The sequence below is a fragment of the Rhizobium sp. J15 genome, assembly GCF_002531825.1.
Lineage (GTDB): Bacteria > Pseudomonadota > Alphaproteobacteria > Rhizobiales > Rhizobiaceae > Rhizobium.
The window spans coordinates 40856-60669 of sequence record NZ_NWSX01000009.1 but is presented as its reverse complement, the minus strand read 5'-3'; the positions used below and the strand labels follow the sequence as shown (position 1 = coordinate 60669).

Genomic DNA, 19814 nt, shown 5'->3' with positions numbered 1-19814 from the left:
CCTCGGCCTCAAATGCCCGCGGGCCGCCTCAGATCCAGCGTCAGCGGGAATTCCGGCGAACCCGTCTCGGCGCGCGGGATATAACCGCCTGCCGTATGCCCCCACGGCTCGAACCGGGCGAGCCGCCTTGCTTCCGCCTCGTTGCCGTTGACCGGGAAGGTGTCATAGGTCCGGCCGCCCGGATGGGCAACATGATAGATGCAGCCGCCGATCGAACGCTTCGACCATGTATCATAAATGTCAAAAGTCAAAGGTGTGTTGATCGGAAGCACCGGATGCAGGCCGGAAGCCGGCTGCCATGCCTTGTAGCGGACGCCGGCGACCGACACGCCCGATGTGCCGGTCGGTGTCAGCGGCAGGGTGCGGCCGTTGCAGGTCACGGTATAGCGGGAGGCGTTGCTGGTTTCGAGGCGAACCTGCAGGCGCTCGACGGACGAATCGACATAACGCACCGTGCCGCCGATCGCGCCCTGCTCGCCCATGACATGCCAGGGTTCCAGCGCTTGCCGAAGCTCCAGCTTCGAGCCTTCATATTCGACCTCGCCGCAGAACGGAAAGCGGAATTCGAGCTGCGCCTTGAACCATTCCGGGCTGAGATCGAAGCCGTTTTCGCGCAGGTCCGCCAGCACGTCGAGGAAATCAGCCCAGACATAATGCGGCAGCATGAAGCGATCGTGCAGCGACGTTCCCCAGCGCACGAACTTGCCGTCGGCGGGGTTCATCCAGAAACGGGTAATCAGCGCACGCACCAGCAATTGCTGGGCGAGCGACATGCGGGCGTTCGGCGGCATTTCGAAACCGCGGAACTCCACGAGGCCGAGGCGGCCCGTCGGGCCATCGGGGGAGAAGAGTTTGTCGATGCAGATTTCGGCGCGATGGGTATTGCCGGTCACATCGATCAGCAGGTTGCGGAACAGGCGGTCGACGAGCCAGGGCAGCGGCGGCTGGCCGCGGCCGGGGGCGGCGATCTGCGCCATGGCGATCTCCAGCTCGTAGAGGCTGTCATGGCGGGCCTCGTCGATGCGCGGCGCCTGGCTGGTCGGGCCGATGAACAGGCCGGAGAAGAGATAGGAGAGCGAGGGGTGGCGCTGCCAGTGCAGCACCAGGCTCTTCAAGAGATCCGGGCGGCGCAGGAAGGGACTGTTGTTCGGATTGCTGCCGCCGACGACGACATGGTTGCCGCCGCCCGTGCCGGTGTGGCGGCCGTCGATCATGAACTTGTCGGCGCCGAGGCGGCTCTGGCGAGCCTCCTCATAGATGGCGGTGGTGATGTCGACGGTTTCCTGCCATGTCGAGGACGGATGGATGTTGACCTCGATGACGCCGGGGTCGGGCGCGACGCGGATGACGTTGATACGTTCGTCCTGCGGCGGCGGATAACCTTCGATATGGACGGCAAGGCCGAGGGCCGCGGCCGCGCGCTCGGTCGAGGCGATGAGATCGAGATAATCTTCCAGCGTTTCCGTCGGCGGCATGAAGACGCAGAGGCGGCCGTCGCGCGGTTCGACGGAGAGCGCGGTGCGGACGGCGCCGCCGATCTCGTTCAATGATTGCTGTGCGGCCGGCCGCTGGCCGGTGAAGGGCTGGAAGTGGGCGGCCTGCAGCGGACGCCCGTTATCCCCCGCGAAATCCGGCAGTTCGGGCCGTTCGACGAAGGGATCGAGCGGGTTGATATAGGGATATTGCGACGGCGGGATATAGGCGAGCGAATTGAGCGGCAGGCGGTAGCCGACCGGGCTGTCTCCTGGCACGAGGAAGATGCGGCCGCGCCGCGTCGACCATTTCTCGCTCGTCCACGTGCGGCCGCTGGCGCGCGCGTTCCAGGCCTGGACAGGCAAGATGTAGCCGGTCGGGCGGGTCAGGCCGCGATCGAAGACGCGGGCGATGCGGCTGCGCTCCTCGGCATCCTTGAGCTTGGAATTCGCAGGGTCGACATTCTCCGGCAGGTTCGCTTCCTTGACCAGCCATTCGGCGGGATCTTCGAAAGCGGGTGCGACATACTCCGGAGAAATGTCGAGCTCGCCGGCAATTGCCGTCAGCAGCCGGCCGGCATCATCCTCGGTAGCCTCATAGTTGCGGCCCTCGGTGGCGACGAGATTGTCGTCGGACCAGATCGGCAGGCCGTCCTTGCGCCAGTAGAGCGAGAAGGTCCAGCGCGGCAGGCTTTCGCCCGGATACCATTTGCCCTGACCGTAATGCAGGAAACCGTCAGGCGCGAAGCGGCTGCGAAGCCGGCGGATGAGCATATCCGCCTTCTCGCGCTTGGTCGGGCCGACGGCCTCGGTGTTCCATTCGGCCGACTGGAAATCGTCGATGGAAACGAAGGTCGGTTCGCCGCCCATGGTGAGGCGCACGTCCTCGGCTTCGAGGATGCGGTCGATCTTCTCGCCGAGCTCGTTGAGCTCGTTCCAGCTGTCATCGGAGAAGGGCTTGGTAATGCGCGGATGTTCGGCGACGCGCGAAACCTTCATGTCGAAGGCGAATTCGGTCTCGGCCTCGCCGAAATAACCGCCGGAGATCGGGGCGGCGTTGCGGTAATGCGGCGTGGCGGCAAGCGGAATATGGCTTTCGCCGGTCAAGAGGCCGGAGGTCGGATCGAGGCCGACCCAGCCCGCGCCCGGCAGATAGACTTCGGCCCAGGCATGCAGGTCGGTGAAATCGACTTCGGTGCCGGAGGGGCCGTCGAGCGCCTTCAGGTCAGGCGTCAGCTGGATGAGGTAACCCGAGACGAAGCGGGCGGCGAGGCCGAGATGGCGCAGGATCTGGACAAGCAGCCAGCTGGTGTCGCGGCAGGAGCCCTTGGCGTTTTCCAGCGTCTCCTCCGGCGTCTGCACGCCGGCTTCCATGCGGATGACATAGCCGATCTGTCGCTGCAGTCGGGCGTTCAAACCGACGACCATATCGATGGTCGGCTGGTCTGGCGACCAATCGAGTGTGGGCAGCAGCGCCTTGAGGCGCGGGCCGGCCGGCTCCGGCGTCATGTAGATCGACAGATCCTCGCGGATCGTTTCAGGATAATCGAAGGGCCATTTGGTCGCCTCTTCCTCGATGAAGAAGTCGAAGGGATTGTAGACCGTCATGTCGGCGACGAGGTCGACCTCGATCTTGAACTCGGTGACGGGGTCCGGGAAGACGTAGCGGGCGAGATAGTTGCCGTAAGGGTCCTGCTGCAGATTGACGAAGTGATTGGAGGGCGTGACTTTCAGCGAGTGGCTGAGCACCCTCGTCTTCGAATGCGAGGCCGGTTTCAACCGGATGATCTGTGGGCCGAGGCGGACCGGTTTGTCATAGGTATAGTGCGTCAGATGATAGATGCTGGCTTTGATCGACATATTTCTCTTTTTTGTCCGGCGCGCATCGTTGTGCGGCTTGCTGTTCCCGGCACCAGTGTGTGCAATGCAGCGAAAGAAAGCAAGGCCGGAACGGCTGGGATTCGGCGGCTTTTACGCCGCCCTGGCGAAGGTCACCGCCGCCTTCAGGCCGCTGCCGCCGGTGCCCGGTTCGAGCGTCAGGACGGCGTTGAAAAGATTGGCGATTTCTTCGACGATCGGCAGGCCGAGCCCGGCGCCGGGCGCGCCGGAATCATTGCCGCGGGAGAAACGCCGGCGCACCGCCTCCAGCTTCTCGCGCGGAATGCCGGGGCCATTGTCCTCGACTTCGAGGCGGATCGTCTCAGGGGCGGCGATGATGCGGACGGTGACCTCCGCCCCCTTGCCGGCATAGGCGATGGCATTGCCGGCAAGGTTTCGCAGCATTTCGCCGATGAGCAGCGGCTCGGCGCGGATCATTGCCGGGCTCTCGCCCTCGAAGCCGAGATCGATGCCGGCACTGGCGGCTGCCGGGATCTGCTCGCCGGTGATTTCCTGGGCGATGGCGGCCAGATCGATGGCGGAAGCGGTCAGCGCCTCCTTGGCGGTGGCGGCGTCGATCTTCGCCATCAGGAGAAGCTGGGCCAGGATGCGCTCGGCGTGCGCCACGGCCTGATCGCCCTTCAGCGCCGCCGCCTGGGCCTCGTCCAGCGATGCGGCGCGGACCGAAAGGGCAAGCTGGGTGCGGATGATGGCCAGCGGCGTGCGCAATTGGTGGCTGGCATTGCCGGTGAAATTGCGCAGCGCATCGAGCGCCGATTGCAGGCGCACCATGAAGGAATTCACCGTATCGACCAGCGGCTCGACTTCGCTCGGCACGGTCTCTTCGATCGGATGAAGATCATCGGGGCTGCGTTCGCCGATGGCGTCGCCGAGCTTGTAGAGCGGGCGGAGCGCGACGGTGACCGAGATCCAGACGATGACGGCAGCACCTGCGATCATGAAGGCGAGGCGCAGCGCCGAGCGCACGAGGATCGCCTGCGTCAATTGCCGCCGAGCGATGGTGGTTTCGGCGACGGTCACCACGAAGGGCACGGAGCGGATGCCGGTCGAGGCGGAACGTTCGAGCGTCGCGATCCGGATCGGCTCGCCGCGAAAGGTGTCGTCGGCGAAGGCGGCGGCATTGCCCGGCGTGTTTTTCAAGACCGGCAGGGATTGGTAACCGGTGATGAACTGACCCGGCGGGCCGTCGACGCGGTAGAAGACGCGGTCCTGCGCCGCCGATGTCAGCATTTCCAGCGCGACATAGGGAATATCGACCTGCAGCGTGCCGTCTTCGGCGACGACGACGCGCTCGGCGATCGCGAGCGCCGAACCGGCAAGGACGCGGTCGGAGACGATGTTGGAGGTCTGGACCGCCTCGCTATAGGTATCGGCGAGTGCCAGCGTACCGATGACGGCTGTGGAAACAAGCAGCCAGAAGAGCAGCCGGCGCCTGAGAGAGTAGGCGACTTTCATGAGGCCTCGGGCAGCTTGTCGAGATAATAGCCGATGCCGCGCGCGGTCTTGACCGTCAGCCCGTAGGGCGAGAGGCGCTTCCTCAGACGGCTGACATATTGCTCGATGGCATTCGAGGAAATGTCGTCGTCGAAGGCCGTCAGCGACTGGATGATCGCCTCCTTGGCGACGACCTTGCCGGCCCGCATGAACAGGATTTCGAGCAGGCCGAGTTCGCGGGCGGGAATATCGAGCGGTGTGGCGCCTGATGAAAAGGTGCGGGAGTTGAGATCGAAGGAAATGCTGCCGAAGCCGACGGTCGCCGAACGCAGCCCGGCCTGGCGGCGCAGAAGCACGCGCACACGGGCCTCGAATTCTGATATGTCGAAGGGTTTGATCAGATAGTCGTCGGCACCGAGATCGAGACCCTTCACGCGTTCTTCCGGCGTGCCGCGCGCCGTCAGGATGAGGACGGCCGCCTGGTTCTGCCGGGCGCGCATGGCGCGCAGCACGTCCAGCCCGTCCATTTCGGGCAGGTTGAGGTCGAGGATGACGAGGTCGAAATTTTCCGCTGCGATGACGGCATTGGCGGAGGCTCCGTCATGCACGACGTCGACAGCGTGGCCCGTGCCGCGCAAGATCGCCGACAGGCCGTCGGCCAGCGCGATATTGTCTTCGGTGAGCAGGATGCGCACGGATGTTCCCCCTGTTTTTCAAAGGAAGTTACAGGGGGAACGAAGGCTTGTCACAGCCATTTTAAAGGTTGGGTGAACGGCGGCGAAAAAGCCGGTTTCAGCTTCCGGTTCTCTCCATCCGTTCCCGCTGCACCATCGCGGCGGCGAGCAGTTTCTGGAAGCGAGGATCGTCGCGGATGTTGTCGAGGTCGGAATCGTTGTCGAACCATTTGATGTGATAGACGGAGCTGTTCGGCAGCAGTTTCTCCAGCAGGTCGATCGCCTGGTCGACGTCGCCGAGGACGGAGTGGACGCAGGCAAGATTATACTGCGCGACGATGTCCTCCGGATCGATGGCGATTGCGCGTGCGGCCCAGTCGCGTGCTCTTGCCGCATCGCCGAGATGGGCAAGCGCCAGCGCACCACGATGCGCCGGGCCGGAATTTTCCGGATTGAGGTTCAGCGCGCGCTCGGCACGCAGAAGGCCCAGGCGCGCCCAGTTTTCCGTATCGACGAGGCGGCCGAGCGAGCGGTAGGCGGCCATCAGATGGATGGGCGAGACGTAGTCGTCGGGGCGAATTTCAGCGGCGCGGGTGAAATATTGGACCGATTCGGCAAAGTTGCCGCGCATGAAGAAGAACCGGGCATAGTGGAAATTTGCCTCGAAGAGGTTCGGGTCGAGCGTCAAGGCACGTTCGAAGGCCGCCGCCGCCCGATCGTCGTAGCCGCTCTGATGCAGGGCCAGGCCGTGCGAGGCGTGGGCCTCGGGAAGATCGGGGTCAAGCTGAAGGGCGCGGGCGCTCATATCAAGGATGCGCCTCAGCGGCACATCGTCGGGTGCCCAATCGCGGATCGCAGCGTCGCAATCGGCAATGCCGGCATAGGCGCGGGCGTAATCCGGATCGAGCTCGACCGCCTTGCAGAACATGCGTCTTGCAAGCTGCAGGTACGATTTCGTCCAGGTGTGAGAGAGCTGGCGGCCCCTGAGATAGTAAGTATAGGCTTCGACATTGGCCGTCGGCTCGTTGGCGATTGCCTTCTTCTCTTCCGGCAGCAGGCGCACTTTCAGCTGGCCGACGATCGCATGGGTGATCTCGTCCTGGATGGCGAAGATATCGGTCAGGTCGCGGTCGTAACGCTCGGCCCAGAGATGGTCGCCATTGGCGGTGTCGATCAGCTGGCCGGAGATGCGCACGCGTTTGCCGAAGATGCGTACACTGCCTTCGAGCACGTAGCGCACGCCGAGTTCCTGCGCGAGCCGTTTCAGCTTCACCGATATGCCCTTGTAGGTGAAGATCGTGTTGCGCGGCACGACGTGCAGGCTCGAGATCTTCGACAGGTCGGTGATGATGTCTTCAGTTATGCCGTCGGAGAAATAATCCTGATCGGCATCGCCGCTCATATTGGTGAAGGGCAGCACGGCGATGAAGCACGTGTTGCGGTTCTGCGCGACCAGCTTTGCGGAGGAGGGCGGCGCCAAGCTGACGGTGTAGACCTGAACGGGCTGCTTGATGTTCTTCAGCATGTGCTCGCCGATGAAATCAAAGCCGAGATTGAGACGCGAGCCGACCTGATCGCGGACCGAGCCTGACACGGCGATGCCGCCCGGCGCCGCGATGCGCTCGAGTCTGGCGGCGAGGTTGACGCCATCGCCGAATATGTCGCCGTTTTCGACCACGACGTCGCCGAGATTGATGCCGATGCGGAATTCGACGCGCTCGTCCTTGGGGACGTTCTCGTTGCGGGCCGACATGCTGCGCTGGATTTCGGCGGCGCAGGCGACCGCATTCACGACGCTCTGGAACTCGGCCAGGATGCCGTCGCCGGTGAGTTTGACGATCCGGCCCTTGTAGTCCGAAATACGAATGTCGACCAGTTCGCACCGATGGCGGTTCAACGCCTGCAGCGTGCCTGATTCATCGATGCCCATCAGTCGGCTGTAGCCAACGACATCCGCGGCGAGAATAGCGCTCAGTCGTCGTTCCATGACCCCTCCCATGGATCTTCCCAGTTTAGTCCCAGTTTTTTATAGAGTTTTTGTCGCGTAGAGTCGTCCCCCGAATAGAAGATTCGGGCGGTTTCGACGTTTTGACGCGGAAGCGCACCCTATATCGTCGCCAATCTTCATCAATACTCTAAACGGGCGAAGGTCGACGTTAAGCCATAATCCTTTATGGTGAGAAGTGACTTGCTGTGAGGCAAATGGGTGTTTTTTCCTGCGGGATTTTCTTTCGGCGGTTGCCCTGGCATTCGCCCTAAGCATCTGCGCACGCTCCGCTGCAATAACACAGGCGGTTTCGCCTGGTTCCTGCGCCCTTGCTCCTCCCGGCATGCTCGGGCATTGTTGCGGCATGAGGAGAATATTCATCTTGCTGCTGGCCTTCTGGCCGGGTTTTGCACTCGCCGATCAGGCCTTCTATCCCGCGAAATCGGGCAAGGCCGACGCGCCGGTGCTGACGGTTTATTCTTCGCTCGACGAGCCCCTGGCGCAGCCGATGATCCGCGGATTCCAGGGGGCCAATCCCGACGTTGCGGTCAGATATGAGGACATGCTGACCGGCGACATCTACGACCGGATCGTCAAGGAGACGGATGCCGGCAAGAAGACGGCCGATTTTGCCTTTTCTTCGGCCATGGACCTGCAGGTGAAGCTTTCCAACGACGGATATGCGCAGGTGAGCAACCTGCCGATGAGCGCCGCATGGCCGAAATGGGCGAACTGGCGCAATACCGCCTATGCGCTGACCTTCGAGCCGGCGGTCTTCGTCTATCACAAGCCGAGCTTCGCGCATGAGCCGGTGCCGAGTTCGCGGGCCGAACTCGTCGATTATCTCAAGCGCAAGGGCAACGCGGTCTATGGCCGGATCAGCACTTACGACATCGAGCGTTCCGGCGTCGGGTTTCTCTTCATGGCGCGCGATCAGGAGCAGTTCGGCGACATCTGGTCGGTGATCGGGGCGATGGGCGCGGCGGGCGTCAAGCTCTATTCGACGAGTTCGGCGATCCTCGAACGCGTCGCCGACGGCCGCTTCGTGCTCGGTTACAATATTCTCGGCTCCTATGCGGCAGACTGGGCCTCGCGGCATCCCGATGTCGGCATCGTGTTGCCGAAGGACTATACGGTGGTCATGTCGCGCATCGGGCTGGTGCCGCAGGCGGCCGCCGAGCCGGAACTCGGCCGCCGCTACCTCGCCTTCTTCATGTCGAAGGAGGGCCAGACGATCATGGCGCGCGAACTGCAGATCCCGGCGGTCAGCCCCGAAGTCGCCGGCGAGAATACCGCCAACACGCTGCAGGAACTGCTCGGCGCCCAACTTCGGCCGGTGCCGGTCAGCCCCGGGCTGATGGTCTATCTCGACCAGGTGAAGCGGGCACGGCTGATCGCGCACTGGAACGAGGTTCTCAGGGCGCAGTGAAGCGTGTCAGCTTTCGGCCGCGTTGTGGCGCAACTTTTGGGCCGGCGCAGACCCAATTACGGCAAAAAAGTGGCCTATGCTTCTGGATATCTTGCCGATGTCAGCTAGATGACAGGTTGTTGTGGTGGCTTTGGCTACTTCTTCTCCGTGGAGGCGGAGAGCTGAAGCCTTGGGAGGAATTTCGCTCGTCACTCAGGACAATCGCGTCCATTGGCCGGCCATCCCTTCCGATTTCCAGAGAACAACAGGCGGTTGCTCAGCCGCCACGGAGGACATCGTGAAGCATACATTCATTGCAACCCTTTTCGCAGCCGCCATCGCGCTGCCGGCCTATGCGGCCGACTACACCATCATCGCTCCGGCCGCTCCCGGCGGCGGCTGGGACCAGACGGCCCGTTCGCTCCAGGCCGCGCTGCAGCAGGAGAAGATCTCCGGCAACGTGCAGGTCCAGAACGTTCCCGGCGCCGGCGGCACCATCGGGCTGGCGCAGTTCAGCAGCCAGGCTGCCGGCAATCCGAATTCGCTGATCGTCGGCGGCTATGTCATGGTCGGCGCCATCCTCACCAACAAGTCGCCGGTGACGCTCAAGGATGTCACGCCGATCGCCCGTCTGACCGGCGAATACGAGGCTGTGGTCGTTCCCGCCTCGTCCGATATCAAGACCATGGCCGATCTGGTCGCCATGCTGAAGAAGGATCCGGGCTCGGTTTCCTGGGCCGGCGGCTCGGCCGGCGGCACCGACCACATCACCGCCGGCCTGATCGCCAAGGCTTCCGGCGTCGACCCGACGAAGATCAACTATGTCGCCTTCTCCGGCGGCGGTGAAGCGCTCGCCGCCATTCTCGGCAACCAGGTTACAGCAGGTGTTTCGAGCTACAGCGAGTTCGAATCTCAGGTGAAGGCAGGCATGCTCCGTCTTCTCGCCGTTTCCAGCGACAAGCGCATCGACGGCGTCGACGCCCCGACCCTGAAGGAAGCCGGCACCGATGTCACCATCCAGAACTGGCGCATGGTCGCCGCGGCCCCGGGCCTGTCGGACGACGAGGTTGCGGCGATCACTGCCGATTTCGAGAAGCTGCACGGCTCGGCAACCTGGCAGGAAACGCTGAAGACCAAGGGCTGGGCTGATACTTACCTTTCCGGCGACGCCTTCAAGGCGCAGCTCGAGAAGGACGTCTCCGCCACCGAAGGCATTCTCAAAGAGATCGGACTTGTTCAATGAGCGAGGATAAGACCTCCTCGGCAAGCGAGCGCCGCCCTGATCGGGCGGCGTTCATCATTGCCGTTTTCCTCTTCGTCATCGCGGGCGTGATGGCCTGGGATGCATCGCATCTGAAGACGATCGCGCAATATGCCCGCGTCGGTCCGGCAACGGTGCCCGAAGTGGTGGCGTTCGGGCTCTTCTGTCTTGGGGTCTGGACCGTCGCCGAAGCCTGGCGCGGGGAGTTTCCGGAACGCGAGACGCAGGAAGTGGCGCCCGTCATCTGGATCGTCGCCGGTCTTGCCTGTCAGATGCTGCTTCTGCGCGTTGCCGGCTTCTCGATCGCAACGGGTGTGCTGTTTGCGCTGACGGCGCGCGGCTTCGGCAAACGCAAGCTGTGGATCTCGCTGCCGATCGGCATCGTTTTCAGCTTCGTCGTCTGGGCGATCTTCTCGCAGCTGCTGCAGCTGACGCTGCCGGCCGGCCCGCTCGAACGCCTGTTCTTCTGACCGCGCGGGACGCGCTGTCAGCTCTTTTGATTTTTCGCGGCGCCCGATTGCGAACGCACGGCCGGGAACGCCGCCTGGGACACCAAGATGAGCACATTCGAATTCCTATGGCAGGGTATCCTGGTTGCGATGCAGCCGATGAACCTGGTTTACGCGCTGATCGGCGTGACGCTCGGCACCGCCGTCGGCGTCTTGCCCGGCATCGGTCCGGCGCTCACCGTGGCGCTGCTGCTGCCGGCCACCTACAAGCTCGATCCGGGCGGCTCGCTGATCATGTTCGCCGGCATCTATTACGGCGGCATGTATGGCGGTTCGACGACGTCGATCCTGCTCAATACGCCGGGGGAAAGCGCCTCGATCGTCACCGCGCTCGAAGGTAACAAGATGGCGCGCGCCGGACGCGGCGGACCGGCGCTCGCGACGGCGGCGATCGGCTCCTTTGTCGCCGGCCTCATCGCCACGCTCGGGCTGGCTTTCATCGCGCCTTATATCGTCAAGCTGGCGCTGGTTTTCGGGCCGCGCGAATATTTCGCGCTGATGGTGCTCGCCTTCGTCACCGTTTCCTCTGCCTTCGGCGACTCGGCGCTGCGCGGCCTGACCGCGCTCTTCATCGGTTTCGCGCTTGCCATGGTCGGCATCGACCAGCAGACGGGGCAGGCCAGGCTTTCCTTCGGCATCCCCGACCTGCTCGACGGCATCGAGGTGACGACGCTGGCGGTGGCGATGTTTGCGATCGGCGAGACGCTCTATATCGCCGCGCGGGGCAAGCGGGTTGCCGACCAGGTGGAGGCGGTCAAGGGTTCGCTCTGGATGAACGCGCAGGACTGGGCGCGCTCCTGGAAACCCTGGCTGCGCGGCACACTGATCGGTTTCCCGATCGGCGCGATGCCGGCAGGCGGCGCCGAAATCGGCACCTTCCTGTCCTATTCGACCGAAAAGCGGCTGGCGAAAAACCCGGAAGAGTTCGGCCATGGCGCGATCGAAGGCGTGGCCGGTCCCGAGGCGGCGAACAATGCGTCGGCCGCCGGCACGCTGGTGCCGCTTCTAACACTCGGCCTGCCGACGACGGCGACGGCGGCGATCATGCTTGCCGGCTTCCAGCAATATGGGCTGCAGCCGGGGCCGCTGCTGTTTGCCACCAATCCGCAGCTCGTCTGGGGCCTGATCGCCAGCCTGCTCATCGCCAACGCGATGCTGCTCGTCCTGAACCTGCCGATGATCGGGCTCTGGGTGCGGCTGCTGACCATCCCGAAGCCGTGGCTCTATTCGGGCATCCTGCTGTTTGCGACGCTCGGAACGATCGGCGCCAATCCTTCCGTGTTCGAGCTCGGCATGCTGCTCGCCTTCGGCCTGCTCGGCTATGTGATGCGGCTCTTCGGCTATCCGATCGCGCCGGCCGTCGTCGGCCTGATCCTCGGTCCGCTTGCCGAGCAGCAGCTGCGCCGCGCGCTGGCGATCAGCCAGGGCGACGTCACGACGCTGGTGATGTCGCCGATCGCGGCAGGCCTTCTCATCGTTGCGGCGGCCGCCTTCCTCATCCCGCTGATCCTGCGCATTCGCGGCAGGGGCCAGGTGCTGTCGCAGCTGGCGGCGAACGAAGACTAGCTAGCGCGTAACTCCGACGATCGTACCGGTTGTCGGAAAGGATTATGCGCCGAATTAAATGATGGGGCGACCGTAGCGCGTCCTGCCGGACACGCGGCGCTCTATAAAAGACGACCTTACCCCTCCCTCGAGGCTGGCCATGGAGACATGCGCCGGCCTCTTCTTTTTGCATGGCTGAGGTGAATTTACGTGCATTGTCGATCCGCGTGCGCACTGCCATCTATGGATGGTCGATCAAAGAGCAAGAGGAAAAGGACAATGTCCACCATCCGCAAGTCAATCCATGCCGGTTTCCTGGGCCGTGCGTTTGCCGCCATCAGCGCCGCAAATTCCGTAAGCGCCGCTGTCGAAGCCGGCCGCCGTCCGCGCGCCCGCGACCTCAAGGAACTTGGCATCGACCCGGCCTCCTTCGGTCAGGTCATCCGCTAAGCCTTTCCAGTTATGCATGAATGAAACAGCCCGCAACCGGTTGGTCGCGGGCTTTATTTTTGTCCGGATGACAGCCGCAGCGCTAAGGCCCGTGGCGATCGCAAAACCGCTGCACGGTTTTGCGTGACGCGCTTCGGCGCTCCGGCCCGTCCTCGTCAGGCGTGCAGCTCTTCCCGCCCGCCGGCATGATCTTCCGCTCGTTCCCGCTTGTTGTAGCGGATGGACGACCAGAGGGAGAGACCGATCAGGATCGCGCCGCCGAGGCCGGTGATCACCTCGGGAATGTGCACCAGAGTCTGCGCATACATGATCACCGAGAGGATCAGGATGGCATAGAAGGCGCCATGTTCGAGATATCGGTATTCGGCGAGCGTTCCCTTCTCCACCAGCATGATCGTCATCGAGCGCACATACATGGCGCCGATGCCGAGGCCGATGGCGATGACGAACAGGTTCTGGGTAAGCGCGAAGGCGCCGATGACGCCGTCGAAGGAGAAGCTGGCGTCCAGCACCTCCAGATAGATGAAGGCGCCGAGACCGCCCTTGGCGGCAGCGCTCATCGTCTGCTGCGAAGCATCGAGCAGCTCACCGACGACCTCGACCGCGAGGAAGGTGAGCAGGCCGTAGATGGCGCAATGGACGAAGATGCTGGCTTCCTCGCCGCCGATCAGCCAGGAGAAAACGAGCATCAGCGCCAGCACGAAGGCGATTTCGATGCCCCTGATGGTCGCCGAGCGCGCCATCACCTTTTCCAGGCCGCGAAGCCAATGGATTTTCTTCTCGTGGTCGAAGAAGTAGCTGAGGCCGACCATCATCAGGAAGGTGCCGCCGAAGGCTGCGATCGGCAGATGCGCATCGTTCATGATGCGGGCATATTCCTCGGGTTCGCGAGCGGCCAGAACCAGAGCGTCCCAAGGGCCGATCCGCGCCGCGATCGCGACGATCGCTAGCGGAAAGACGATACGCATGCCGAAGACGGCAATGATGATGCCCCAGGTGAGGAACCGTTTCTGCCAGACCGGCGTCATTTCCTTGAGCTTGTTGGCATTGACGATGGCGTTGTCGAAGGAGAGCGAGATCTCCAGCACCGCAAGCACGGTGCAGATGAAGAAGACGGTCGCCATGCCGCCGATCGTGCCGGTGGTCTGCCAACCGAGCACGGCGCCGAGAATGAGCCCGAGGGCCGTGACGATGAAAGCCCAGCGGAAATAGCCGAGCGAGGATTTATCGGTCTGAGACTGCTTCATGGCCGCACCTCGCGGCCGCAAAGCGTGTTGGAAGAGGTAGAGATATTGGAAAAACGCAACATACCACAACGGGCATGCTGACGAGGCATGGTGAGCTTTTTCATCGATGAAAAATCCGCCGGCTGAGCTGCAGGCGGTACCGACATCACGAGAGCGCCGTAAAAACTCTCGCCAGAGGGGCCCGGCACCAATGTTCCCCGTAGCCGATGTCTGGAAGGCTGCGGGATAGGCCCTAGGTAATGAACTTCGCAAACCAGTCAAGGCCAATCGCGACACAGGGATCGGCAATTTTTTGGGAACCATCCGGCCCTCCGCCCGTTAAACCCTGGTTGAGCTTAAAGGAGGCCGATGATGCACACTTCGACCCATATCCCCGACAAACGCACGGAAGCGTCCGACCGCATGAAGCGGGCAAGGCCGAACCGCATGCAGAAGGCGCAGGTGCTGCCGCCGCATCATGTCGACCTGACCCTGACGCCCGGCGTCATCCACGACATCCACGTGCCGGCCCATGTCACCGGCGCGGACCTCTCCAAGGGTGGTCCCGATATCAAGGGCAAGAAATAACCGGTCTTCCGGAAGCCCTTTCGGCACTTCGACGGTAATTTAAACAGGATGAGAAGCCTATGAGTGTGAACTTTGTGCCCCGCGATATCTTCATCAGGCACGAAAATGAATGGAAGGCCGTCCGCGAGGCGGCCGACGAGCGCATCGATATCGGCAAGCGCCAGAAGCTGCTCACGGCGCCCATCATTCGCCCGGCATCGGTCGGGAAAAGCGATCCTTCAATCGCACGACCCGAATGACAAGCAGACAACTGTAACCGCATGAGCGCCCGGCATGATGCCGGGCGTTTTGTTTTTCTAAAGCACGTCGCGATCTTTCAGATTCGCTCCCCGTGCTTTAGGTCTTTATTTTCTCGCCTGTCGTTATCGCAAAACCGCGCACTTTTTTGTGCGACACGCTCTATTGTCGCCCGTCCCGATCGACGCGCTGCCCGGAATTATAGCCGAGCCACTGTTCGAGCTTGCCGAAGGCGAAGAGGACGCAAATCGCGGCAAGCGTCGTGAAGAAGGCGACCGGCCAGTAGCCGAAGCCCATGGCGAGGCCGATCGCGCCGGAGAGCCACATGCCGGCACCCGTCGTCAGCCCGTGGATCCGGCCCCTGGCAAAGACGATCATGCCCGCGGCCAGGAAGGCGACGCCTGCCGTCACGGCTTCGATGACGCGCAGCGGATCGATGCGGACCTGCTGGACATCGGCAAAACCCGGCATATGCACGGCCTCGATCGAAATGATGGCAAAGAGCGCGGCGGCAAGGCTGATCAGAATATGCGTGCGGAAGCCGGCAGGGCGGTCGCGCGCCTCGCGTTCGAAGCCGATGAGGCCGCCGAAGACGATGGCGCCGAGCAGACGGGCAAAGATGACGGGATAGTGGATACGCGATGCCGGTATCATGTCAGCGATAATGAGATCCATGGAAATTTCCTTCGGGGCATGTCGGCTTTTTCGCTGGCTAACGTCTGAACGCGGGATTTGTTCGGCTTTTCCCCGCTCGGCGCTTCGGCTTCCATGATCCCGGCACCGCCCGTTCGAGGGAGCGAGCGGTGGAGGAGGCGTCATCCTTTCGCCGCGCCAACCTTTCGGAAAGGATTGGGCGGCGATAATCCCGGCCTCACGGGATTCGGACAGATGGCCAAGACAGCAACACGCGGCCGCCGCAAGGCGCCGGCGAGAGGAAAGAGCAAGGCACGCAGCGGCGGTGGCGGGCTGTTGCCCTGGACGGTGATCGGCATTGCCGCGATTGCCGGCATTGCCGCCTATGACAATTGGAAGAGCATCAAGCCGATGCTCGCCAAAGAGCCGGCTGCTGCGATACGCGAGATCACGGAAGCGAAGCCCGCCGTCAGGAAGGATGTGCCGCCGAAGCAGGTGGCGCTCGCCGCGCCGGCGGCGAAAGCGGCGCCTCCACCCGCGCAGCTGTTGCCGCCGGCAGCCATTCCGACGCCGACCGCCCAGCCGGTAAAGGCAACAGCGTCCGCTCCTGCTTTAGGAGCCTCCGAAACGGGGACGGCAGCCTTCGGTTATTGCGGGCAGGGCGCGCACATCAACTGCGTCGGCGATGGCGGGGTCTTCTGGTACAAGGGCGAAAAGATCGTGATCGCCGATATGGCAAGCCCGATCGTCGACCGGGCGCGCTGCGAAGACGAGCGGCGGGTGGCCTTTGCCGCCAAGGCGCGTCTGCTGGCGCTTCTGAATGCCGGCCCCTTCAGCATGAATGCGGCCGGCAAGACCGAGTCATCAGGCGCGCCGCGCGTCGTCTCGCGCGACGGGCGCTCCTTCGGCACGCAGTTGATCAACGAGGGATTGGCGCGCAAGCCCGGAACCGCCGGCGGCGCATGGTGCGCCTGACGGCGATCACTTGCCTTTTTTCACCAGCTTGCCGCCCGTGCGGAAGCTGCCGGCGAAGGAGGAATCCTTGCTTTCGGCGGTGCATTCGATCGCGATCGGCTTGCCGGCATAGGGATTGCCGAAGGTGCAGAAGCCGGCGACCTTGACCTGGCCCGTCATCTTGTTGCCGACGCCCGTCGTGACGAGGCTGAGCGGCAGGCGGGCATTGCCGTTGGAGGCGGGCTTGATGCCGCTGCCATCGCCCTGGAAGCCGAGCGCCTTGCCGTCCGAGGTGAAGATGAATGTCACCGAGCCGTTGACCAGGGTGACGCTGGCAAGTTCGTTCTTGCAGCCCTTGGTCGCGTCGAACTTGGCGACGACAAGTTTGGCGCATTTGCCGGAAAGCGTAATGACGCCGGGCGCACCCGGAAAGGTCTCGGCAGGAGCAGCTGGTGCTGCTAAGGCCGGCAAGGCGGCGGCGGAAAAAAATGCGGCGGCGGCAAGCGCGGATAATTTCATTTCGATCTCAAACCCCATGTCCTGGCGAGGCGAATCACTGCCTCATCCTTGATTCGCCATGGCATGGTTCTGTGTCCGAATTTGGCTCCGTCATTCCTGCGGCATAAGATTCTCACCGGCTGAGAGTCGTTCGGCGATCGACGGCAGATGGGTGAGAAGCCCGTTGAGCTTGCTGGCTGGAAGGTCCAGCGATGGCGTAGACCGTCAGGTGTCGACAACAGGCCGGCGTGACACGACGGTGGCAAGGCACTCGTCGAGCGCCTGCCGTCTTGAATGCACTGTCTGACCGGGGGAATGGGTCCAGGCAGGGAAGTCCAGACCCATTCTTTCCCGATCGGAGGTCAGTCGGATCAGGAATTTGCGGCTGCCGGTCTAGCCGGCAGCCTTTTTGTTAGAACGCGCGCTGGAGGCGGAAGTAGCCCGAAGTTACGTCTGAAGCGTTGTCCGGATCGAGGTACTGAACCGAAACCTTGGCCGAGAAGTTGTCGACGATCTGGTAGTCGATCGTGACGCCGGCCTTCCAGGCGTTGACGTCGTCGTTGAACTCGCCAGCGGTGATGCCGTAGTTGTCGTAGTATTGAACAGCCGGGGTGATCTTCAGCTTGTCAGTCGCCTTGATGGCGTATTCAGCAGCGATCGCCCATTCAGCCTTGTTGTAGTAGGCGTTCGGGTTGGATGCGTAGACAACTGCGAGGCCGAGCGTGCCCGGACCAACAGCGACCGTACCCATAGCGCGGACGGCGCCTTCTTCGTTGTCGGTGTCGTAGCCAGCCGTGATCTGGTAGCTGAAGATGCCGGCCTTGCCGCCGAGGCCGACGGCAACGCCGACGTTGTTGGCGGTTTCGCCGTTGTAGAACGGGCTGTCTTCCAGCTCGTCAACGCTGATGCCAGCGTAGAAAGCGTCGGTTTCGTACTGATAACGGATGGAGTTATGCAGCGTGACCGGAGAACCGATATCGTCGGTTTCGCCCGAGAGGCCATCGTCCCACCAGCTGTAGAACAGACCGGCGCGGAAGCCGGCGATGTCGATGTAAGCGGAGTCGAGCTGGGCCTTCTGGGCCGAAGCGTTGTCAGCATTGAACTGCATGACGATGACGCCGGTCAGCGGACCGTACTCGGTGTCGCTCTTGGCGGTGAACTGAACCTGGCCGCGCGTGCGAGCGTCCCAGTCTGAGTCGTTGGCGACAGAACCGCCGCCGCTGGCGCCGATCGAGCTGGCGTTCGGAGCAACGTCAACCTGGAAACGGACATAGCCGTTGATCTTGAGGCAGGTTTCGGTGCCCGGGATGTAGAAGTAGCCGGTGCCGTAAGCGTCGCAGACGCGGACATATTCAACCGGTTCCGGCTCGGCAGCGACGATGGCGTCAGCAGCCTGAGCGCCGGATACTGCTGCGAGAGCAGCAGCGGAGCCGAGAAGAAGGCTCTTGATGTTCATGGAATAACCTCCAGTTCAGATGCAAGAGGATGAAGACCGTTGCCATCGGCAGTCCCTACGGATCTTCATCCCGTGTGATCGAAGCGGCACCTTTTTGGCTCGGTGCCTGCCTCGCCGCGGAAGTTACACAGGACATGTTGCGCTGCAACGTCATTGTCGATCATGACAACAGGGCGCATCGGCTATGTTGCTGAAATAACACGCGTTTTGTCACAAACTCGTCATCTGTCCGTCACAAAACGAGGTTCGGCAACGAGGGGCTGAGCAGTCGGCGTCACTATACAATTGTCGCTGGCGTGAGCAGGTTCTCATATGCGGGCATGCCGCAAACGCCATCTGCATGACTCGGGTAAAACCGGACAGCCATCGTGCACTACCAGGATATGTTGCCTGCCCTTTTCACCGGTTCGCTTCCGGTGAAGATGGAAGTCAGGCCGTGGCCGGGTGACGGCTTGCAAGTTCGTCCTGCAGCCCTTCGTAGCCGTTGGTATCGACGAAGCCGGCAAGGTGAGGGCGGCGGAAAAATTGTGGCGCTGCCGGTCGAGAAATCTAGTTAAATCCCATCCGCTTGCGACGGGCGAACTCACCGCGCGCTGGATCGGCAAAAATTCACATGGTTCTATGACCGAATTTGGCTTGGGGCCTCTCAGGAAGCATCTCTGCCCTGCAAATCACTCCAGAGTGGCTTCCTTGCGCGCCACGTTGCCGCTTACATCGATGTCGCTGCCCAACATCGCGCTGCCTGTGAGATCGACGCCATAGTCCAGGAGGTTCTGCCGCGTCAGGTGAAGCATCACCCGGCCGGCCTGCTCGACCGGCCTGCCGCGCATATGCGATACGACATATTCGGCAGTGACGGGGTAGCGCCCCTGCGGAAGGCTGATGCCCTTTGCGAGCGAAATCTTGTCGCTGGAAACCACAAGAGTTTTGCGTCGTTTAATTACCTGCGCCACGCTGAGAACTCCTATTGGCAGGTTTATCGAACCTGCGGGGCCATTATGTAAAAAGGCCTCTCGATTTCTCGAAAGGCCTTTGCTTTTCAGCGAATTAGGATGGTGGGCGTGACAGGGATTGAACCTGTGACCCCTACGATGTCAACGTAGTGCTCTCCCGCTGAGCTACACGCCCATCCGATGGCGGCGCATAGATCACAAAACCTTTGGAGCCGTCAATAGGCTTTTTTCAGTTTTGTGACGCGCCGGCCGACAAGCCTTACGCGGCAAGCATTTTGTTGACCTCGTCAACGAGGTCGCGCAGGTGGAAAGGCTTGGAAAGGACCTTGGCATCCTTCGGCGCCTTCGAATCAGGGTTCAGCGCAACGGCGGCAAAACCGGTGATGAACATCACCTTGAGGTCGGGATCGAGCTCGGTGGCGCGGCGCGCCAGTTCGATGCCGTCCATTTCGGGCATGACGATATCGGTCAGCAGCAGGGAGAACGGCTCCTCGCGCAGCCGGTCATAGGCGCTCGCGCCGTTGTCGTATGAAAGGACCTTGTAGCCGGCCTTTTCGAGCGCTTTCACCAGGAAACGGCGCATATCGTTGTCGTCTTCGGCGAGAAGTATCTTCTGAGTCATCAATCCAG

At 62.5% G+C, this 19814-nt stretch carries 18 protein-coding genes and 1 tRNA gene; 8 read left to right on the top strand and 11 right to left on the bottom strand.

Translation table 11 applies throughout. The features are described 5' to 3' along the window. Positions 1-8: 8 nt before the first annotated feature. From CO670_RS10660 to CO670_RS10645, 4 genes are all read right to left on the bottom strand, one after another. Positions 9-3332 (bottom strand): transglutaminase family protein, encoded by a 3324-nt coding sequence (locus CO670_RS10660; RefSeq protein ID WP_097590200.1) that lies wholly within the window; start codon positions 3330-3332, stop codon positions 9-11. A gap of 111 nt (positions 3333-3443) precedes the next feature. Beyond that, entirely contained in the window at positions 3444-4826 is a 1383-nt protein-coding gene (locus tag CO670_RS10655) for a sensor histidine kinase (RefSeq protein ID WP_097590199.1), read from the bottom strand. Beyond that, positions 4823-5500 (bottom strand): response regulator transcription factor, encoded by a 678-nt coding sequence (locus CO670_RS10650; protein WP_088686378.1) that lies wholly within the window; start codon positions 5498-5500, stop codon positions 4823-4825. Before CO670_RS10650 ends, CO670_RS10655 begins: the two co-directional genes overlap by 4 nt. A gap of 97 nt (positions 5501-5597) precedes the next feature. Continuing rightward, positions 5598-7466 (bottom strand): adenylate/guanylate cyclase domain-containing protein, encoded by a 1869-nt coding sequence (locus CO670_RS10645; protein ID WP_097590198.1) that lies wholly within the window; start codon positions 7464-7466, stop codon positions 5598-5600. 382 nt (positions 7467-7848) lie between these two features. Here CO670_RS10645 and CO670_RS10640 point away from each other — a divergent pair, with 382 nt between their 5' ends. From CO670_RS10640 to CO670_RS32920, 5 genes are all read left to right on the top strand, one after another. Then, positions 7849-8895 (top strand): ABC transporter substrate-binding protein, encoded by a 1047-nt coding sequence (locus CO670_RS10640; protein ID WP_097590197.1) that lies wholly within the window; start codon positions 7849-7851, stop codon positions 8893-8895. Between the two features lie 277 nt (positions 8896-9172). Continuing rightward, entirely contained in the window at positions 9173-10117 is a 945-nt protein-coding gene (locus tag CO670_RS10635) for a tripartite tricarboxylate transporter substrate binding protein (protein WP_097590316.1), read from the top strand. Next, the gene (locus CO670_RS10630; RefSeq protein WP_097590196.1) at positions 10114-10605 is read left to right on the top strand and encodes a tripartite tricarboxylate transporter TctB family protein; all 492 of its coding nucleotides are present in this window, start codon (positions 10114-10116) and stop codon (positions 10603-10605) included. The genes CO670_RS10635 and CO670_RS10630 overlap by 4 nt, the downstream gene beginning before the upstream one ends. An 87-nt stretch (positions 10606-10692) precedes the next feature. Next, entirely contained in the window at positions 10693-12210 is a 1518-nt protein-coding gene (locus CO670_RS10625) for a tripartite tricarboxylate transporter permease (protein ID WP_097590195.1), read from the top strand. Between the two features lie 258 nt (positions 12211-12468). After that, positions 12469-12639 carry a hypothetical protein gene (locus tag CO670_RS32920; protein WP_088677860.1) on the top strand — a complete coding sequence of 57 codons (171 nt, stop codon included), beginning with the start codon at positions 12469-12471 and terminating at the stop codon, positions 12637-12639. A 155-nt stretch (positions 12640-12794) separates the two neighbouring features. Here CO670_RS32920 and CO670_RS10615 read toward each other — a convergent pair whose 3' ends face one another. Then, positions 12795-13886, bottom strand: a complete 1092-nt coding sequence (locus CO670_RS10615; protein WP_097590194.1) for a DUF475 domain-containing protein — start codon at positions 13884-13886, stop codon at positions 12795-12797. Between the two features lie 348 nt (positions 13887-14234). Here CO670_RS10615 and CO670_RS10610 point away from each other — a divergent pair, with 348 nt between their 5' ends. Further along, positions 14235-14453, top strand: coding sequence for a hypothetical protein (locus CO670_RS10610; protein ID WP_176538914.1), 219 nt, complete (start codon positions 14235-14237; stop codon positions 14451-14453). Positions 14454-14512: 59 nt separating this feature from the next. After that, complete coding sequence (locus CO670_RS10605) at positions 14513-14692, top strand: hypothetical protein (protein ID WP_097590192.1); 180 nt, start codon at positions 14513-14515, stop codon at positions 14690-14692. 160 nt (positions 14693-14852) lie between these two features. On the opposite strand, the gene CO670_RS10600 is transcribed toward CO670_RS10605, so the two are convergent. Next, entirely contained in the window at positions 14853-15365 is a 513-nt protein-coding gene (locus CO670_RS10600) for an MgtC/SapB family protein (protein ID WP_097590191.1), read from the bottom strand. A 213-nt stretch (positions 15366-15578) separates the two neighbouring features. On the opposite strand from CO670_RS10600, the gene CO670_RS10595 reads away from it, so the two are divergent. Continuing rightward, positions 15579-16298: a hypothetical protein gene (locus CO670_RS10595; protein ID WP_097590315.1), complete on the top strand. Its 720-nt coding sequence runs from the start codon at positions 15579-15581 to the stop codon at positions 16296-16298. A gap of 6 nt (positions 16299-16304) precedes the next feature. Here the strand turns inward: CO670_RS10595 and CO670_RS10590 are convergent, their stop codons facing one another. From CO670_RS10590 to cpdR1, 5 genes are all read right to left on the bottom strand, one after another. Next, complete coding sequence (locus CO670_RS10590; protein WP_245425785.1) at positions 16305-16796, bottom strand: hypothetical protein; 492 nt, start codon at positions 16794-16796, stop codon at positions 16305-16307. 391 nt (positions 16797-17187) lie between these two features. Then, complete coding sequence (locus CO670_RS10585) at positions 17188-18231, bottom strand: porin (protein ID WP_097590189.1); 1044 nt, start codon at positions 18229-18231, stop codon at positions 17188-17190. Between the two features lie 671 nt (positions 18232-18902). After that, positions 18903-19184 (bottom strand): hypothetical protein, encoded by a 282-nt coding sequence (locus CO670_RS10580; protein ID WP_245313583.1) that lies wholly within the window; start codon positions 19182-19184, stop codon positions 18903-18905. 100 nt (positions 19185-19284) lie between these two features. Beyond that, positions 19285-19359 (bottom strand) — tRNA-Val (locus tag CO670_RS10575). 84 nt (positions 19360-19443) lie between these two features. Beyond that, a complete protein-coding gene (gene cpdR1 / locus CO670_RS10570; RefSeq protein WP_003542883.1) occupies positions 19444-19806 on the bottom strand; it encodes a response regulator CpdR1 in 363 nt (120 codons plus the stop codon). Positions 19807-19814: the final 8 nt, after the last annotated feature.